This window comes from Nocardioides sp. Z21_20, from assembly GCF_059766585.1.
This window is the reverse complement of sequence record NZ_JCBAJX010000001.1, coordinates 615,578-630,233: the sequence shown is the minus strand read 5'-3', so window position 1 is coordinate 630,233 and position 14,656 is coordinate 615,578. Positions and strand designations below refer to the sequence as shown.

Below are 14,656 nucleotides of genomic sequence, written 5' to 3'. Positions count from 1 at the left end.
GCGAAGATCTAGGATCTACTCAGCGTCACCCCCGCCACACCAACTGAGGAGCCCGTGCCATGGCCCGACGAGTCCGGTCGACGTCGACCGTCCGACCGATCGAGCACCTGTCCCTGGTGGACCGGGTGACCGACGAGCTGCGTCGCGCGATCCTGGTCGGCGACATCCTGCCCGGGTCCGCGATCTCCATCGTCGAGCTGTGCGAGCAGTTCGACGTCAGCCACATCCCGGTCCGCGAGGCCCTGCGGCGCCTGGAGAGCGAGGGCATCGTCAGCCTGCGCCCCGGCCGGTCCGCGCTCGTGGCGTCCCTCAGCGTGCAGGACCTCACCGACATCTACCGGCTGCGGCGCATCATCGAGGGCGACCTCGTGGAGCGGGCGGTGGCGAAGATGACCGACGAGCGGATCGCCGAGGCCGAGGAGGCGCTCGAGGACTACATCACCATCGAGCGCGAGCCCGCCTCGCTCGCCGTGGCGCACCACCACTTCCACGCCGTCCTGCTCGAGGACGTGATGGGCGCGACCGACCTGCGAGTCCTCGAGCTGCTCTGGCACACCGCCGACCGCTACCTGCACCTGCTGATGAACGACCTCGACGTCGCACCCGAGACCCAGGAACACCGGATCGAGGAGCACCGCAGGATCCTCGACCTGGCCCGCGCCCGCAAGGCCGACGAGACCCGTGACGCCTGGGTCGCCCACCTCGACGCGAGCGAGCAGGCGCTGCGCGCGGCCCTCGAGGGGCGCGCGGTCCCGCTCGAGGCCTGAGCCTCAGGCTCTGCTCACCAGCGCGTCGGCCACCAGCGCACCGGCCAGCGCCCACGGCCGGCCGTCGACCAGGTCGGTGCCGCGGGTGACGAACCGGTTGACCGCGCAGGCCGGGCGCAGCGTCGCGAGGGTCACCGGCCCGCCGGCCGGCACCGGGTCCGGCCGGCTGATGACGCCCGCGAACGGCGTCTGCCACGGCGTCCAGAGCGTGAAGTCGGGCGAGAGCGGCACCAGCGCGCCGGCCCCGAGCTCGCCGGGACGGCTGGCCACCGCCAGGTTGAGCCGGTTCTCCGCCGCGCGCTCGAGCAGCAGCAGGTCCAGGTCGCGGGCCGCCCCCACGGTGAACGGCACGGCGACCACGTCCACGTCCTGCAGGGCCGCCAGCCGGAACGTCTCCGGGTAGAGCGCGTCGTCGCCGACCACCACCGCCAGGCGGCCCCAGGGCGCGTCGTACACCTCGACGCGGTCGCCGAGCGCCGTCGCCCAGCCGGCGTGCCGCTCGCAGCGGTGCAGCTGCGGCTGGCGCAGCCGGACGCCGTCGGCGCCGACGAGGAGCCCGACGTGCGCCGGGCCCTCGGCGAGGCTGGTCACGACGAGGGCGTCGGTGTTCTCGAGCAGCGCGACCAGCTCCTCGACCGAGGGGCCGGCCAGCTCGGGCAGCACGACCAGCTCGGCACCCTGTGCCAGCGCCTCGCCGACCAGCGCCACCACGTCGGCGCCGGGCGGCTGGGTCACCACCGCCGCGACCACCGCCTCGGCGCCGGCGGGCGCGAGGCGACCCACCGGCGGCGCCACGATCGGCCCGTAGAGCTCCGGGCGACGCGAGGCGAACACGTCGGTGCCGTCCGCGCGGCGCTTGTCGTCGGCGCGCTCGACCTCGATGTCGGCGACCACGACCGCCTCGCCGGCGCGCGGAGCGATCGCCAGCACCGTCCCGTCCGGGGCGACGATCTGGCTCTCCCCCGCCCCGTGCAGCAGCGACTCGGGCACACCGGTGCGCTCGGAGACGGTCGCGATGCTGTGCGCGGGCACGAGGGGACCGACCTTGTTGGCGGCCACCACCCAGACCCGGTTCTCGACGGCCCGGACCGGGACGTGCAGCGAAGCCTCGTCGAGCGCGAACGAGTTCAGGCTGTTGAGCAGGATCTGAGCGCCGCCCAGCGCCAGCAGCCGCGGCGTCTCGTTGATGACGCCGTCCATGCAGGAGTACAGCCCGATCCGCCCGTACGGCGTGTCGACGACCGCCGAGGCCTCGGTGGCGGGGTCGAGGTGGTCGCGCTCGCTGCCCATCAGCACCTGCTTGTCCGCGGTGGCGACGATCGTGGCGTCGGGGCCGAAGAGGATGTTGGTCCCGGTGGCGCGGCCGTCCTCACGGGCCACGACGCAGTTGGCCATCAGGTAGATGCCGTGGCGGCCCGCGCGCTGCGCCAGCTCGGTGACGAATCGGCTCTCCAGCGTCACCGCCATCCGACGCGCGTGCGCGCGGTCGGCGTACCAGGAGACGTGGTGGGTGAACTCCGGGAGCACCACGATCCGCGCACCCCGGGCGGCGGCCTCGTCGGTCATCCGCAGCGCGGTGGCGAGGTTCTCCTCGATGTCCTCGGACACGGCGAACTGGACGGCGGCGACGCGGACGACGGTCACATGAGGCTCCTATATATCTTCTACGATTACCGATAGCCTGCTCAGAGTATCCCGGTGACAGGAGCATGAGGCATGTCGAAGACCGCCAACGAGACAGTCGCTGGGTCGGACACGGTGCAGGTCCAGGCCTTCGCCGGCAGGCCACCGGTCAGCGTCGACCTGGCCAAGGCCGCCCCCTTCGGGTGGTGGCCGGCCGTGGTGATCGCCCTGGTGGCCTTCATCGACCGGGTCGAGGTCAACCTGATCGCGGGCGCGCTGCCCCAGATCCAGGACCACTTCGGCTTCAGCGACGCCTGGGCCGGCGCCATCCCCACGGCCGCCTCGGTCGCCGGAGCCCTGCTGGTGCTGCCGGCCGGCCGGCTGGCAGACCGGGCACCGCGGGTGGTGACGATCTCGCTGGTCGTGTTGATCTGGTCCCTGTGCTCGGTGGCGAGCGGCCTGGCGACCAGCTTCCTGATGTTCTTCATCGTCCGGATCGCGATCGGCGGCGCCGGCCAGCTCTACAACCCGCCGGCCTCCTCGCTGCTGGCCGACTACTACCCGGCGCGCAGCCGGGCGAAGGCCTACGGCTTCGAGCGCGCGGGCTACTACATGGGCCTGCCCTGCGGGGTGATCCTGGGCGGCGCGGTGGCCGACGCCTACGACTGGCGCACGGTCTTCTTCGTCGCCGCCGTGCCCGGCCTGCTCGTCGCCCTCCTGGTCCTCACCGTCAAGGACCCGCTGCGCGGCCTCGGCGACCGCCTCGCCCAGACCAGGGCCGGCGACAAGGACGCCGCGCACGCGCTGCACGTGGTCGACGACCGGACGATCTGGGCGCAGACCGCCGACCTGCTGCGCATCCCCACCCTGCGCGGGGTGACGGTCTCCCTGGCCATGCTGTCGCTGGGCGTCGCCGGCCTCTTCTACTGGGTCCCCACCTTCCTGGTCCGCGTCGAGGGCGTCAGCGAGTCGACCGGGTCCGCGCTCTCCGGCGCGGTCGGCGGCACCGGCATCGTGATCGGCATCGTGCTGGGCTCGCGCTTCGGCGACCGGTACCACGGCATCCGCAAGGGCTGGCGGATCAACGTCTCCGCCGCCTTCCTCCTCGTCGGCGCGCTGGGGCTCACCGGGACCGTCCTGCTGCCCGGCGTGGAGGTGCGCAGCGCGATGATCGCGCTCGCCTGCATCGGCTTCGCCGCGGCGATCCCGAACATGACGGCCGCCAACGCCGACGTGCTGCCGGCCAACGGCCGCGGCATGGGCTTCGCGGTGCTCACGTTCCTGGTCACCCTGGGCGGCTCCGCCGGCCCACTGCTGATCGGCTTCGTCTCGACCATGCTGCGCGACAGCTTCGAGCTCAGCAAGGCCGACTCGCTGCAGTACGCGATGCTGACCCTGCTGCCCCCGCTGTTCGTCTGCATCGGCATGGCCGCGCGGATCCGCCACACCTACGACGAGGACGCCGCCAAGGCACTCGCCGCGACCTGAGGGCGGCGCGCCGGCGCGGTCAGCCGTAGCGGCGCGCCGGCGCGGTCAGCCGTAGCGGCGCGCCGGCGCGGTCAGCCGTAGTGGCGCACGACCGCACGGCCGGGGCGGGCGGGCACCGTGGTGCCGGCCGGGGCGTGCACCCAGCTCGGCTCGTCGAGCCACAGCACGTCCACGTCGGTGGCGAAGGCCTGCTCGGCCAGGTCGTCGTGGACGCTGAGGGTGCCGACGAGCTCGTCGTGCGCGCCCCGCTGCTCCCCCACCGCCAGGGGCGCCACCTGCGCGGTGCCGGCGTCGGCGGCGGGACCGTCGGTCCAGCCGCCGCCCGGCCCGGAGAACCAGACCAGGGCGCGGGTGCCGTCGGCCACCGAGGTCGCCGAGCGGGTCGCGCGCGGCTCGACGACCAGGAGGTCGCCCAGTGCGGCGGTGAGACCGCTGATGCTGAGCGCCCCGGAGAGGATCACCATCTCCTCGCCCGCCGGCTGGTGGCCGACCGCGTCACGGCGCCAGCCGTCGGGGAACTGCACCATCACGGTGCGGGTGCCCCGCTCCGCGTCGGCGTGCAGGAGCACCATCCGGGCCGGCTTCTGCGCACCCGCGATCTGGTGGTCGTGCCAGTCGAGGTCGGGGGCGTCGAGGTCGAGAACGGTCATCGTGGTGCTCCTAGGGTCGGGTCTGGGATTGGGGTGCCGGGTGGGCGACAAGGTGGGCGACGACCTCGGCCTCGGACAGCACGTCGGCGTACTTGGAGTCGAGGTCGAAGAGGTTCTGCTCGTGCGTCGCGGCGTCGCGGTCACCGCACGCGTCGGCGACCACGACCGGGCGGAAGCCGTGCTGCAGCGCGTCGAGCGCCGAGGCCCGCACACAGCCGCTGGTGGAGAAGCCGGTGACGACGACGGTGTCCACGCGGGCCGCGGTCAGGGTGGCGGCGAGGCTGGTGCCGAAGAACGACGACGCGTACTGCTTGCTCACCACCAGCTCGCCGGGGTGCGGCGCCGGGGCGGCCGGGAAGGCGCCGTACGGCGAGTCCGGCTCGAAGACCGACAGGCCCGGGACCTTGACCGCGAACCAGCCGGCGTCGGCGCCGCCCGCGGCCAGCACCACCTGGGTGAACAGCACCGGGTGGCCGGCGGCGCGGGCCGCGTCGACCACCCGCGCGGCGCTCGCGCGGGCGGCCTCGAAGCGCCCGCCGGCGTCGGTCAGCGGGCCGTCCAGGTAGGCGCGGACGACATCGACGACCAGGACGGCCGGCCGGGTGCCGAACCCGATCCGGCCGCGGAAGCCCACCGCCTCGTAGTCGGCCGCGCGGTCCATCCTCAGATCACGCCGTCCGCGGCGAGCGCCACCCGCTCCTCGGCGCCGAGGCCGAGCAGGTCGCCGTAGACCTCGTCGTTGTGCTGGCCGAGGTCGGGCCCGGTCCACCGGATGCTGCCGGGCGTGGCGGAGAGCTTGGGGACGACGTTCTGCATGGCCAGCTCGCCGAACCGCGCGTCGGGCACCCGGACGATGGCGTCGCGCGCCTGGAAGTGCGGGTCGCTGATCATGTCGGCGGCCTTGAAGATCCGGCCGGCCGGCACCCCGCCCTCGTGGAGCTTGGCGAGCAGCTCCTCGGAGTCGTGCTTGGCGGTCCAGACCGCGATGTGGTCGTCGAGCTCCTGCTGGCGCTCGCCGCGCCCGGAGTGGTCGGCGTACCGGCTGCCGGGCTCGGCGAGCTCGGCCTCGTCCATCAGCGCGGCCAGCCGGCGGAACACCGAGTCCTGGTTGGCGGCGATCAGGATCAGCTGCCCGTCGGAGGTCGGGTAGACGTTGCTGGGGGCGACGTTCGGCAGGACCGCGCCGGTGCGCTCACGCTGGTAGCCCTGGACGTCCCACTCGGTGACGGTGCTCTCCATCATGGCGAGCACCGACTCGTAGATCGCGCTGTCGACGACCTGCCCCTGGCCAGTGAGGTCGCGGTGGCGCAGCGCGGAGAGGGCGCCGATCGTGGCGTGCATCGCGGCCAGCGCGTCGCCGATCGAGATGCCGGTGCGCGAGGGCTGGCGGTCCGGCTCGCCGGTGATGTAGCGCAGGCCGCCCATCGCCTCGCCGATCGAGCCGTAGCCGGCGCGCGAGGAGTACGGCCCGGTCTGGCCGTAGCCGCTGACCCGGACCAGGACCAGGCGCGGATTGATCTCGCGGAGCCGGTCGTAGCCGAGGTTCCACTTCTCCAGGGTGCCGGGACGGAAGTTCTCCACCACGATGTCGGCCTCGGCGACCAGTTGCTCGAAGAGGCGCTGGCCGGGGGCCTCGCGCAGGTTGAGGGTGACCGAGCGCTTGTTGCGCCCGACCACCGGCCACCACAGCGAGCTGCCGTCGGCCTTCTCGCGGCCCCACTGACGCATCGGGTCCCCCACGCCCGGGGGCTCGACCTTGATCACGTCGGCGCCCATGTCCCCCATGAGCTGCCCGGCGAACGGACCGGCCAGCAGCTGGCCGGCCTCGATGACGCGGACGCCCGCGAGGGGGCCGCTCGATGCGATCGTCATGATCGGATCATATATCCGATAGTCTTTGAGAGTGAGTCAGGTCCAGATCGTCGAGGTGTCCCCGCGCGACGGGTTGCAGAACGAGTCGCGCCTGATCTCCACCGCGGACAAGGCCGCGCTGGTACGACGGTGTCTCGACGCCGGCGCCCGGCGGATCGAGGTCACCGCCTTCGCCCACCCCGAGCGGGTGCCGCAGATGGCGGACGCGGAGGCGGTGATGGCCGAGGTCCGCGACGACCCGCGGCTGCGCTCGATCGGCCTGGTCCTCAACCGCCGTGGACTCGATCGCGCCATCGCCGCCGGCTGCGACGAGGTGACCGTGGTGGTGGTGGTCTCCGACGGGCTGGCGGTGCGCAACCAGGGCGTCGACGCGGCCGCCCAGGTGGCCGCCTGGCAGGCGATGGCCGCCGACGCCCGGTCCGCGGGGCTGGCCACCACGGTGATCCTGGCGGCGGCGTTCGGCTGCCCCTTCGACGGCGAGGTGTCGACCGCGCGGGTGCTGGAGGTGGCCCGCGGCGTACTCGACGGCGGCCCCGACGAGCTGGCGATCGCGGACACCATCGGCGTCGGCGTACCGGCCCAGGTCCGCTCGCTGGTCGCGGGCCTGCGCGCCCTCGACGCGGACATCCCGTTGCGCGCGCACTTCCACAACACCCGCAACACCGGCTACGCCAACGCACTGGCCGCGGTCGAGGCGGGTGTCAGCGTCCTGGACGCCTCCGCGGGCGGCATCGGCGGGTGTCCCTTCGCGCCCGGCGCCACCGGCAACATCGCGACCGAGGACCTGCTCTACCTGCTGCACCGCTCCGGCATGAGGACCGGGCTGGACGCCGCGTCGCTGGCGGACACCGGCACCTGGGTGAGCGACCTGCTCGGCCTCCCGCAGGCCCCGGCGCAGCTCGGCCGGGCCGGCTTCTTCCCCGGACCCTGAGCGTCACCCCGGCGGCCACTGGCCACACGAAACCCGTACTTCCCACGTGTTCCTTCACGTGGGAAGTACGGGTTTCACGAGTTAACTCGTGAAAGCCGAGGGGCCCGCGACCCTCCCCTTGTGCGTCATCACCTGCCGGTAGTAGTCGACGAGCTCGAGGCGGGAGGCGGCCGCCTCGTCCACGACGACGGTGGCGCGGGGGTGCAGCTGGAGCACCGACGCGGGGCAGCGCGCGGAGAGCGGGCCCTCGACCGCCGCGGCGACGGCGGCGGCCTTGTGCTCCCCGGTGGCGATCAGCACCAGCTGCCGCGCGCCGGTGATGGTGCCCAGTCCCTGGGTGATCACGTGCAGCGGGACGTCGTCGGGGGTGGCGAAGAAGCGGGCGTTGTCGCGGCGGGTCTGCGCGGTCAGCGTCTTGACCCGGGCCCGCGAGGTGAGCGAGGAGGTGGGCTCGTTGAAGCCGATGTGCCCGTTGGCGCCGATGCCGAGGAGCTGGACGTCGACCGGGCCCTCGGCGCCGATCAGCTCGTCGTACGCCGTCGCGGCCGCGGCCGGGTCGGGCGCCATCGAGTCGGGGCTGTGCACCCGACTCGGGTCGAGGTCGACGTGGTCGGTGAACACGTCGCGGATCACGCGGTGGTAGGAGGCCGGGTGCTGCGGCTCGAGGCCGACGTACTCGTCGAGCAGGAAGGCGGCGAGGCCGGCGAAGCTGAGGCCCTCCCGGTGGCGCCGGATCAGCTCGGCGTACACGGCCAGCGGCGAGGAGCCGGTGGCCAGGCCGAGCACCCGGGCGCCGTCGCCGATGGCTGCGGTGATCAGGTCGGCGACCTGCACTGCCGCCTGGTCGGCGTCCGCGGCGATGACGATCTCCATGGTCAGGGTCCTTCCGGGTGCGTGCTCAGTGATGGGTGTGGGGGCCGTGGGAGCCAGGCGCCGTGTCGCATCACGCCGACCGGCGCCAGGTCGTCGTCGAGGGCCAGCAGGTCGGCGTCCAGCCCCGCGACGAGCCGGCCGACGCTGTCGCCCAGTCCGAGCAGGCCGGCCGGCACCGCGGTGGCGGACCGGACCGCGTCGCGCATCGGTACGCCGGCGCGCACGGCCCGGCGCAGGATCGACGCCAGGCTCGAGGTGCCGCCGGCGATCGAGCCGCCGGCCCCGCCGTCGGCGATCCGGGCGACGCCGCCGGTGACCTGGACGTCCATCGACCCCAGGCGGTAGCGCCCGTCCGGCATCCCCGCGGCGGCCATCGCATCGGAGACCAGCGCGATCCGCTCGGGGCCGACCAGCTCGAAGACCATCCGGACGGTCTCGTCGGACAGGTGGACGCCGTCGCCGATCAGCTCGACGACGAGGTCGCCGCGGGCCGCGGCCGCCAGGCAGGCGGGGACGGCGCCGGGGTCGCGGTGCTGCCAGGGCGACATGGCGTTGAACAGGTGGGTGGCGCTGAGGGGGCCGGCGCCGGCGACGCGGATGGCGCCGCGGGTGACGGCCGCGGTCGCCGCGGTGTGGCCCAGGCTGGGCAGCACCCGGTGCTGGCGCAGGGTCTGGACGACCTCGGCGAAGCCCGGCACCTCGGGCGCGACGGTCATCGAGCGCAGCGACCCGCGCCCCGCCTCCACCAACCGCTGCACGAGGTGGCGGTCCCCGGCGATCAGCGTCGCCGGGTCCTGTGCGCCGCACTGGTCGGTGGAGAGGAACGGGCCCTCCAGGTGCACGCCGGCGATCTCCCCGGCCTCGGCGAGGTCGGCGAGGACCGCGAGCCGCTGCTCCAGGACCTCGATCGGCGCCGAGACCAGGCTCGCCAGCATCGTGGTGGTGCCGTGCGCGCGATGGTGGCGGACCGCGGTGCGGCAGCCGGCCGCGTCGGACTCGGGGAACCCGAAGCCGCCCCCGCCGTGGTTGTGCAGGTCCACCAGGCCCGGGACCACCCAGGCGGCCTCGGTGGCGTCTGCGAGGACGTCGGCGGGGCACTGCGCGGCCGGGCCGACCCAGTCGATGCGCGACCCGACGATCACCACGACGCCGTCGGCGAGGATCGAGTCCTCGCCCACGACCGACCCCCGGACCGCGCTCACGCGCGGCGCCGCAGGGGTCCCGTCGCCCTGGTCGGGACGGGAGCGCGAGGGGTCTGGCTGCGGCGAGGTCACAGCGGAGGCGTCCCCGCGAGGGCCTCTCGACCGAGGCGGCCCGGCATCCGGTCCCCGGCCATCTCCGCGGCCATCAGCGCGGCGCCGAGGGTGGCGGCGTCGGTGCCGATCACCGAGGCGCGCACCTGCGGCGGCCGGCGCCAGGTCAGCGCCTCGGCGAGGCCGGCGCGGACCGGGCCGAGCAGCGCCTCGCCGGCCTGGGCCATGCCCCCGCCCATCACGATGAGCTCGGGCTCCAGCACCAGCGTGCAGGTGGCCAGGCTGGTCACCCAGGCCGAGACCGCCTCGTCCCAGACCTGACGCGCCACCGGGTCGGTGTCGAGACGCTCCACCACCTCGCTGGCGCTCGCCGCGCGCCCGGACAGCGCCAGGTAGCGCCGCGCCACGCCGCCGCCGGAGGCGTAGACCTCCAGGCAGCCGCGCTGACCGCAGGGGCACTGCTCGCCGCCGGGACGCACCGGGGTGTGGCCCAGCTCCCCGGCGCCGCCGGCGCTCCCGCTGACCGGCGTCCCCGCGACGACCAGGCTGGCCGCAATGCCGGTGCCCACCGAGACGTGCACGAAGTTGCGGCACCCGCGCGCGGCGCCCAGCGACCACTCGGCCTCGCCGGCGGCGCGCGCGTCGTGACCCACCGCCACCGGTACGTCGACGACGGACTCGACCACCGAGCGCAGTGCCACGTCGGTCCAGCCGAGGTTCGAGGCGTAGTGGACGATGCCCAGCACCGGGTCGATCACCCCGGGAGAGACCACCCCCGCGCCCACGATCAGCAGGTCCAGGCCACCGGCCCGGGCGGCCAGCTGCGCGGCGACGTCGCGGACGGCGTCCTGCGCGGCCAGTCCACGCCCGGTCGTCACCGAGTGCCTCGCCCGGATGTGGCCGCCCTCATCGACCAGCGCGGCCTTCACCGTGGTGCCGCCGACGTCGATGGCGAGGACCGACGGGGCGCTCACCGCCCGTCCTCGAAGGCGCGTACGGCCGCCAGCACGTCGGCGACGACCTGCTCGCTGGTCACGGTGCGCGAGCCCGCGTCGTACTGCCGCGAGGAGACGGCGCTCGCCGACTCCACGACGCCCGGGGCCCGCAGGTGGACCTCCCGGCAGCCGGTGGCCTCGAGCAGTGCGGTGACGTTGCCGGGGCGGACGCCGCCGGCCACCACGACGCGGATCCGGTCTCCGGCCGCGCCGACCAGCTCGGTGAGGGAGTCGAGGTGGTCCATCGCGGCGCCGTCGCCGCCGGAGGTGAGCACCGCGGACACGCCGAGTCTCGCCAGTCGGTCCAGCAGCGTCGCGGCGTCACCGCCGGCGAGGAGGGCGGTGTCGAAGGCCTTGTGGAAGGTCACCGGGCACGAGTCGCAGGCCGCGATCAGCTCGGCCAGCGCCGACTCGTCGAGGCCGCCGTCAGGGGTGAGCGCACCCACTGTGAAGCCCAGACGCGCGTCGTCGTCCAGGGCGGCGCGGATCGCGGCGATGTCCACGAGCATCACGTCCAGCTCGGCCCGGGTGTACACGAAGTCGCCACCGCGAGGCCGGATCAGCACCTGGATTCCCGCGGCACCGGCGACGGTGGCGGCCTGCAGGCAGAAGCCGATGGTGGGGGTGGTGCCCCCCTCCGACAACGAGGCGCACAGCTCGACCCGGTCGGCGCCGGCGCGGCAGGCCGCCGCAGCGCCCCCGACGTCGTCGACGCAGATCTCCACCGCGGTCATCGCGCGCCGTCCAGGGCCAGCATGTCGGCCCCCAGGTCGATCTCGCCGACCCGGACGCCGCCGCCGAGCAGCGGCAGGTCCATCAGCGGCGCGGCGGCCGAGACGTCCACGCCGAGCGAGCGCAGGGCCGCCAGTCCCACCAGGGTCGTGGCGCGGGGGTTGCCGTCGGTGACCTTCATCGCCACCGCCTCGCCGGTCGGGGCAGCCATCGCGATCACGCCCTCGGCGCCGCCCTTGGCCAGCAGTCCGGGCACCAGCGTCATGGCGTCGGAGTTCTGGTGCGGGTGGCCGCCCACGAAGAAGGGGTGGGCCCGCATCGCCGCGGCGACAGTGGCGGGCGCGGACCCGTCCTCGGCGAGCACGAGCCGGCGGAACGAGGTGGCGAGCCCGCGCACGGTGACACCGAAGAGCGGCGCACCGCAGCCGTCGACGGTCACGTGGCGCACCGGCTCGCCGGTCAGCTCCTCGACGACGTCGCGCACCAGCAGCTGCAGCGGGTGGGCGGGGTCGAGGTAGCCCGCGACATCCCACCCCTGGGTGGCGCACGCGAGCAGCATCGCGGCGTGCTTGCCCGAGCAGTTCATCCGCAGCCGGTCGGGCCCGGCGCCGGCGGCCAGCAGGGCCCGGCGGGTGGGCTCGTCCTCCGGCAGGTCGACCGGGCAGCCCAGGGCGTCCTCGTCGACCCCGGCCCGCTCGAGCAGGCGGCGCACCACCTCCACGTGCCGGTCCTCACCGGTGTGGCTGCCGGCCGCGATCGCCACCTCCTCGTCGACCAGCGGGGCGCCGGCGCGCACGCAGGCCAGCGCCTGCAGCGGCTTCACCGTGGAGCGAGGCAGGATCACCTCGTCGGCCGACCCGATCTCCACGGCGACGGCGCCGTCGCGGTCGAGGGCCACCAGGTGGCCGGCGTGGCGGCTCTCCACGAAGCCTCCGCGGCGTACGACGGCAAGCTCAGTCATGACGGACCCCTTCCGAGGCGAGGGCGGTAGCGGCGACCGGGCCGGTGGTGGCCAGGGCGGGTGGCGGCACGGGTGCGTCGGCGCGGGCACGCAGCCGCGCGGCGACGAACGACAGGCTGCCGTTGACGATCAGGTACATGAGGGTCACCACGACGTAGGTCTGGATGAGGAGTCGGTTGTAGGAGGTCAGCACCTGGGCGCGGTAGAGCAGCTCGGTGAACGCCACCACGTAGCCCAGGGAGGTGTCCTTGAGCAGGCTGACGAGCTGGCTGACCAGGGAGGGCGTGACGTGGCGCAGCGCCTGGGGCAGCACGACCTTGCGCACCACCTGCGCGCGGCGCAGGCCGAGGCTGAGCCCGGCCTCGCTCTGGCCGCGCGGGAGGCTGAGGATGCCGGCGCGGACGATCTCGGCGATGGCGGCGGAGTTGGCCAGTGCCAGCGGGATGACGAGCTTCCACAGCACCGGGGGGTTGATGCCGTAGGCCGGGAGCGCGAAGAGCATCACGTAGATCAGCAGCAGCACCGGGACGGTGCGGAACAGCTCGACGAAGACCACCGCCGGCACTCGGATCGCGGCACTGCGGCTGGTGCGGGCCACGGCCAGCAGTACGCCGCACGGCAGGCTCAGCAACCCGACCACGGCGGCCGCCTGGAGGGTGCCGCGCAGGCCGATCAGCAGGTACTCCGCGATCTCGGGGGAGAACAGCGGCGTCCATCGATCGGCGGCGAGCTGCCCGGACTCCTGGAGCTTGAAGAGCCCGACACCGACGACACCGGCGATCACCAGCAGGCTGAGCACCGAGGCGATCCGGTTGCGCCGCCGGGCGGCCGGGCCGGGGTTGTCGTAGAGGTAGGCCAGTTGGTGGGTTCGAGCACTCATCGCTGGACCGCCACCTTCTTCTCGACACGACCGGCCAGCAGCCCGAGACACAGGGCCATCGCCATGTAGACGGCGCCCACCGCGACGTAGATGGTGATCGGCTGGGCGACCACGTTGTTGATCCGGTTGGCCGCGCTGGTCAGCTCGACGACGCCGACGGTGGCGGCCAGGGCGGTGTTCATCAGCAGCGCGATCATCACGCCGCCGAGGGGCTGGACGACCGCCCGCAGCGACTGCGGGACCACGATCTTGCGCATCACCTGGTCGAAGCGCATGCCCAGGGCGCGCGCCGCCTCGACCTCACCGGGTGCGACGGTGTTGACGCCGCTGCGCACCGCCTCCGCGACGTAGGCCCCCTCGTAGAGGGCCAGCACCACGATCACGGTGGTCGTCAGCGGCATCATCAGCCCGGCGTCGGGCAGCGCGAAGACGGCCAGCAGCAGCAGCGCCAGCAGAGGGACGTTGAGGAAGTACTGCACGTAGCAGAATGCGGTCGCGCGCAGCACCCGCACGGGGCTGATCCTGGCCACGGTCACCAGCACCCCGATCACCAGGGCGCCCACCGAGGAGAGCCCGGCGATCATCAGCGTGGTGCCGAGTGCCTCGACGACCAGGTCGCCGTTCTGCGTGAGTGCGTCCATCCTGCTTCCTCAGCTCGTCCCTCTGCCGACGGGGTGGATCAGGAACCCGGGACCGAGCCGATGGCCGGCGGGGTCGGGGCGTCGCTGCCGATGGCCTCGCCGATCGAGTCCTCGAAGGCCTGGGCCCACTGGCCGCCCTCCTGGATCTCGAGCAGCCAGTCGTTGACGAACGCCTTGAAGTCGGCGTCGTCGGGCGGGAGGCCGACGCCGTAGGGCTCCTCGGTGAACGGGTCGCCGACGACCTTCAGGTCCGGGTTGGACGCGGCGTTGGTGGCCAGCAGCAGGAAGTCCTGCACGTAGGCGTCACCGCGACCCTGCATCAGCGCCTGGACGGCCTGCGGGTCGGTGCCGAAGGTGACCAGCTCGGCGTCGGGCGCGTGCTCGGGCACCGCCTCGACGGCGGGGGTGTTGGCCCCGACGATGACCTTGCGTCCGTCGAGGTCCTCGATGCTCTCGATGCCGTCCTCGTCGGCCTGCACCGAGATCGCGAGACCGGACATGAAGTACGGGCCGGCGAAGGAGATCTGCTCGGCGCGCTCCTCGGTGATGGTGTAGGTGTTGAAGACGACGTCGACGGTGCCGTTCTGCAGCAGCGCCTCGCGGGTCTCCGAGGCGGGCGGCACGATCTTCACGTTGGGCTCGCCGATGATGTAGGTGGCCAGCAGCTTGGCGAGCGTGATGTCGAAGCCCTCGACGTCGTCGGGGTTGGTGGGGTCCTGCTGGGAGAGCAGCGGCGCGTCGAGCGCGGCAGCCACGACGAGCTCGCCGCGCTCCTTGATCTCGGCCATCGTGGTGTCCTCGCCGATGACCTTGTCATCGGCGACGGGCGCGTCGGCGAAGATGCCGGTGGGTTTGCCGGCCGAGTCGCCCTCGCTGTCCGAGCCGCAGCCTGCGAGTACCAGGGAGAGCGCGGACACGGCACCGAGGGCCGTGCCCAGGCGCCTCCAGCGTCGGATGTCAGACATGGTGTTCCTTTCGCGTTGCTCCACG

The 14,656-nt window shown here is 73.6% G+C and carries 15 protein-coding genes; 3 read left to right on the top strand and 12 right to left on the bottom strand.

Annotation, left to right across the window (positions count from 1 at the left end; genetic code table 11):
* Positions 1–59: 59 nt before the first annotated feature.
* Positions 60–767 carry a GntR family transcriptional regulator gene (locus AC6EH9_RS03100; protein ID WP_498420413.1) on the top strand — a complete coding sequence of 236 codons (708 nt, stop codon included), beginning with the start codon at positions 60–62 and terminating at the stop codon, positions 765–767.
* Positions 768–770: 3 nt separating this feature from the next.
* Here AC6EH9_RS03100 and AC6EH9_RS03095 read toward each other — a convergent pair whose 3' ends face one another.
* Positions 771–2,411: a nitrilase-related carbon-nitrogen hydrolase gene (locus tag AC6EH9_RS03095; protein WP_498420411.1), complete on the bottom strand. Its 1,641-nt coding sequence runs from the start codon at positions 2,409–2,411 to the stop codon at positions 771–773.
* A 72-nt stretch (positions 2,412–2,483) separates the two neighbouring features.
* Between AC6EH9_RS03095 and AC6EH9_RS03090 the strand changes: the two genes are divergently transcribed.
* The gene (locus AC6EH9_RS03090) at positions 2,484–3,878 is read left to right on the top strand and encodes an MFS transporter (RefSeq protein WP_498420409.1); all 1,395 of its coding nucleotides are present in this window, start codon (positions 2,484–2,486) and stop codon (positions 3,876–3,878) included.
* A gap of 71 nt (positions 3,879–3,949) precedes the next feature.
* On the opposite strand, the gene AC6EH9_RS03085 is transcribed toward AC6EH9_RS03090, so the two are convergent.
* Genes AC6EH9_RS03085 through AC6EH9_RS03075 form a run of 3 tightly spaced genes read right to left on the bottom strand, consistent with a single transcriptional unit; the run spans position 3,950 to position 6,400 of the window.
* Positions 3,950–4,528, bottom strand: coding sequence for a hypothetical protein (locus tag AC6EH9_RS03085; protein ID WP_498420408.1), 579 nt, complete (start codon positions 4,526–4,528; stop codon positions 3,950–3,952).
* Positions 4,529–4,538: 10 nt separating this feature from the next.
* Positions 4,539–5,189, bottom strand: coding sequence for an isochorismatase family protein (locus AC6EH9_RS03080; protein WP_498420406.1), 651 nt, complete (start codon positions 5,187–5,189; stop codon positions 4,539–4,541).
* A 2-nt stretch (positions 5,190–5,191) separates the two neighbouring features.
* A complete protein-coding gene (locus AC6EH9_RS03075) occupies positions 5,192–6,400 on the bottom strand; it encodes a CaiB/BaiF CoA transferase family protein (RefSeq protein ID WP_498420404.1) in 1,209 nt (402 codons plus the stop codon).
* A gap of 31 nt (positions 6,401–6,431) precedes the next feature.
* On the opposite strand from AC6EH9_RS03075, the gene AC6EH9_RS03070 reads away from it, so the two are divergent.
* A complete protein-coding gene (locus AC6EH9_RS03070; protein WP_498420402.1) occupies positions 6,432–7,331 on the top strand; it encodes a hydroxymethylglutaryl-CoA lyase in 900 nt (299 codons plus the stop codon).
* A gap of 81 nt (positions 7,332–7,412) precedes the next feature.
* On the opposite strand, the gene AC6EH9_RS03065 is transcribed toward AC6EH9_RS03070, so the two are convergent.
* From AC6EH9_RS03065 to AC6EH9_RS03030, 8 genes are all read right to left on the bottom strand, one after another.
* Positions 7,413–8,204 carry a glucosamine-6-phosphate deaminase gene (locus tag AC6EH9_RS03065; protein WP_498420401.1) on the bottom strand — a complete coding sequence of 264 codons (792 nt, stop codon included), beginning with the start codon at positions 8,202–8,204 and terminating at the stop codon, positions 7,413–7,415.
* Between the two features lie 2 nt (positions 8,205–8,206).
* The gene (locus AC6EH9_RS03060) at positions 8,207–9,406 is read right to left on the bottom strand and encodes an N-acetylglucosamine-6-phosphate deacetylase (protein ID WP_498420398.1); all 1,200 of its coding nucleotides are present in this window, start codon (positions 9,404–9,406) and stop codon (positions 8,207–8,209) included.
* A gap of 68 nt (positions 9,407–9,474) precedes the next feature.
* Positions 9,475–10,431 (bottom strand): ROK family protein, encoded by a 957-nt coding sequence (locus AC6EH9_RS03055; RefSeq protein ID WP_498420397.1) that lies wholly within the window; start codon positions 10,429–10,431, stop codon positions 9,475–9,477.
* Complete coding sequence (locus AC6EH9_RS03050; protein ID WP_498420395.1) at positions 10,428–11,186, bottom strand: copper homeostasis protein CutC; 759 nt, start codon at positions 11,184–11,186, stop codon at positions 10,428–10,430. The genes AC6EH9_RS03055 and AC6EH9_RS03050 overlap by 4 nt, the downstream gene beginning before the upstream one ends.
* The gene (locus AC6EH9_RS03045) at positions 11,183–12,145 is read right to left on the bottom strand and encodes an asparaginase (RefSeq protein WP_498420394.1); all 963 of its coding nucleotides are present in this window, start codon (positions 12,143–12,145) and stop codon (positions 11,183–11,185) included. Before AC6EH9_RS03045 ends, AC6EH9_RS03050 begins: the two co-directional genes overlap by 4 nt.
* On the bottom strand, positions 12,138–13,025 hold the full coding sequence (locus AC6EH9_RS03040; protein WP_498420391.1) for an amino acid ABC transporter permease: 888 nt from the start codon (positions 13,023–13,025) through the stop codon (positions 12,138–12,140). The genes AC6EH9_RS03045 and AC6EH9_RS03040 overlap by 8 nt, the downstream gene beginning before the upstream one ends.
* Positions 13,022–13,666, bottom strand: a complete 645-nt coding sequence (locus AC6EH9_RS03035) for an amino acid ABC transporter permease (protein WP_498420388.1) — start codon at positions 13,664–13,666, stop codon at positions 13,022–13,024. The genes AC6EH9_RS03040 and AC6EH9_RS03035 overlap by 4 nt, the downstream gene beginning before the upstream one ends.
* A 38-nt stretch (positions 13,667–13,704) precedes the next feature.
* On the bottom strand, positions 13,705–14,631 hold the full coding sequence (locus AC6EH9_RS03030; protein ID WP_498420385.1) for a glutamate ABC transporter substrate-binding protein: 927 nt from the start codon (positions 14,629–14,631) through the stop codon (positions 13,705–13,707).
* Positions 14,632–14,656: the final 25 nt, after the last annotated feature.

Bases quoted from the DNA above. Each gene is read 5' to 3' on its own strand.
- AC6EH9_RS03100 (WP_498420413.1), top strand. From the start codon at position 60: ATGGCCCGACGAGTCCGGTCGACGTCGACCGTCCGACCGATCGAGCAC.
- AC6EH9_RS03090 (WP_498420409.1), top strand. From the start codon at position 2,484: ATGTCGAAGACCGCCAACGAGACAGTCGCTGGGTCGGACACGGTGCAG.
- AC6EH9_RS03085 (WP_498420408.1), bottom strand. From the start codon at position 4,528: ATGACCGTTCTCGACCTCGACGCCCCCGACCTCGACTGGCACGACCAC.
- AC6EH9_RS03080 (WP_498420406.1), bottom strand. From the start codon at position 5,189: ATGGACCGCGCGGCCGACTACGAGGCGGTGGGCTTCCGCGGCCGGATC.
- AC6EH9_RS03075 (WP_498420404.1), bottom strand. From the start codon at position 6,400: ATGACGATCGCATCGAGCGGCCCCCTCGCGGGCGTCCGCGTCATCGAG.
- AC6EH9_RS03065 (WP_498420401.1), bottom strand. From the start codon at position 8,204: ATGGAGATCGTCATCGCCGCGGACGCCGACCAGGCGGCAGTGCAGGTC.
- AC6EH9_RS03050 (WP_498420395.1), bottom strand. From the start codon at position 11,186: ATGACCGCGGTGGAGATCTGCGTCGACGACGTCGGGGGCGCTGCGGCG.
- AC6EH9_RS03045 (WP_498420394.1), bottom strand. From the start codon at position 12,145: ATGACTGAGCTTGCCGTCGTACGCCGCGGAGGCTTCGTGGAGAGCCGC.
- AC6EH9_RS03040 (WP_498420391.1), bottom strand. From the start codon at position 13,025: ATGAGTGCTCGAACCCACCAACTGGCCTACCTCTACGACAACCCCGGC.
- AC6EH9_RS03035 (WP_498420388.1), bottom strand. From the start codon at position 13,666: ATGGACGCACTCACGCAGAACGGCGACCTGGTCGTCGAGGCACTCGGC.
- AC6EH9_RS03030 (WP_498420385.1), bottom strand. From the start codon at position 14,631: ATGTCTGACATCCGACGCTGGAGGCGCCTGGGCACGGCCCTCGGTGCC.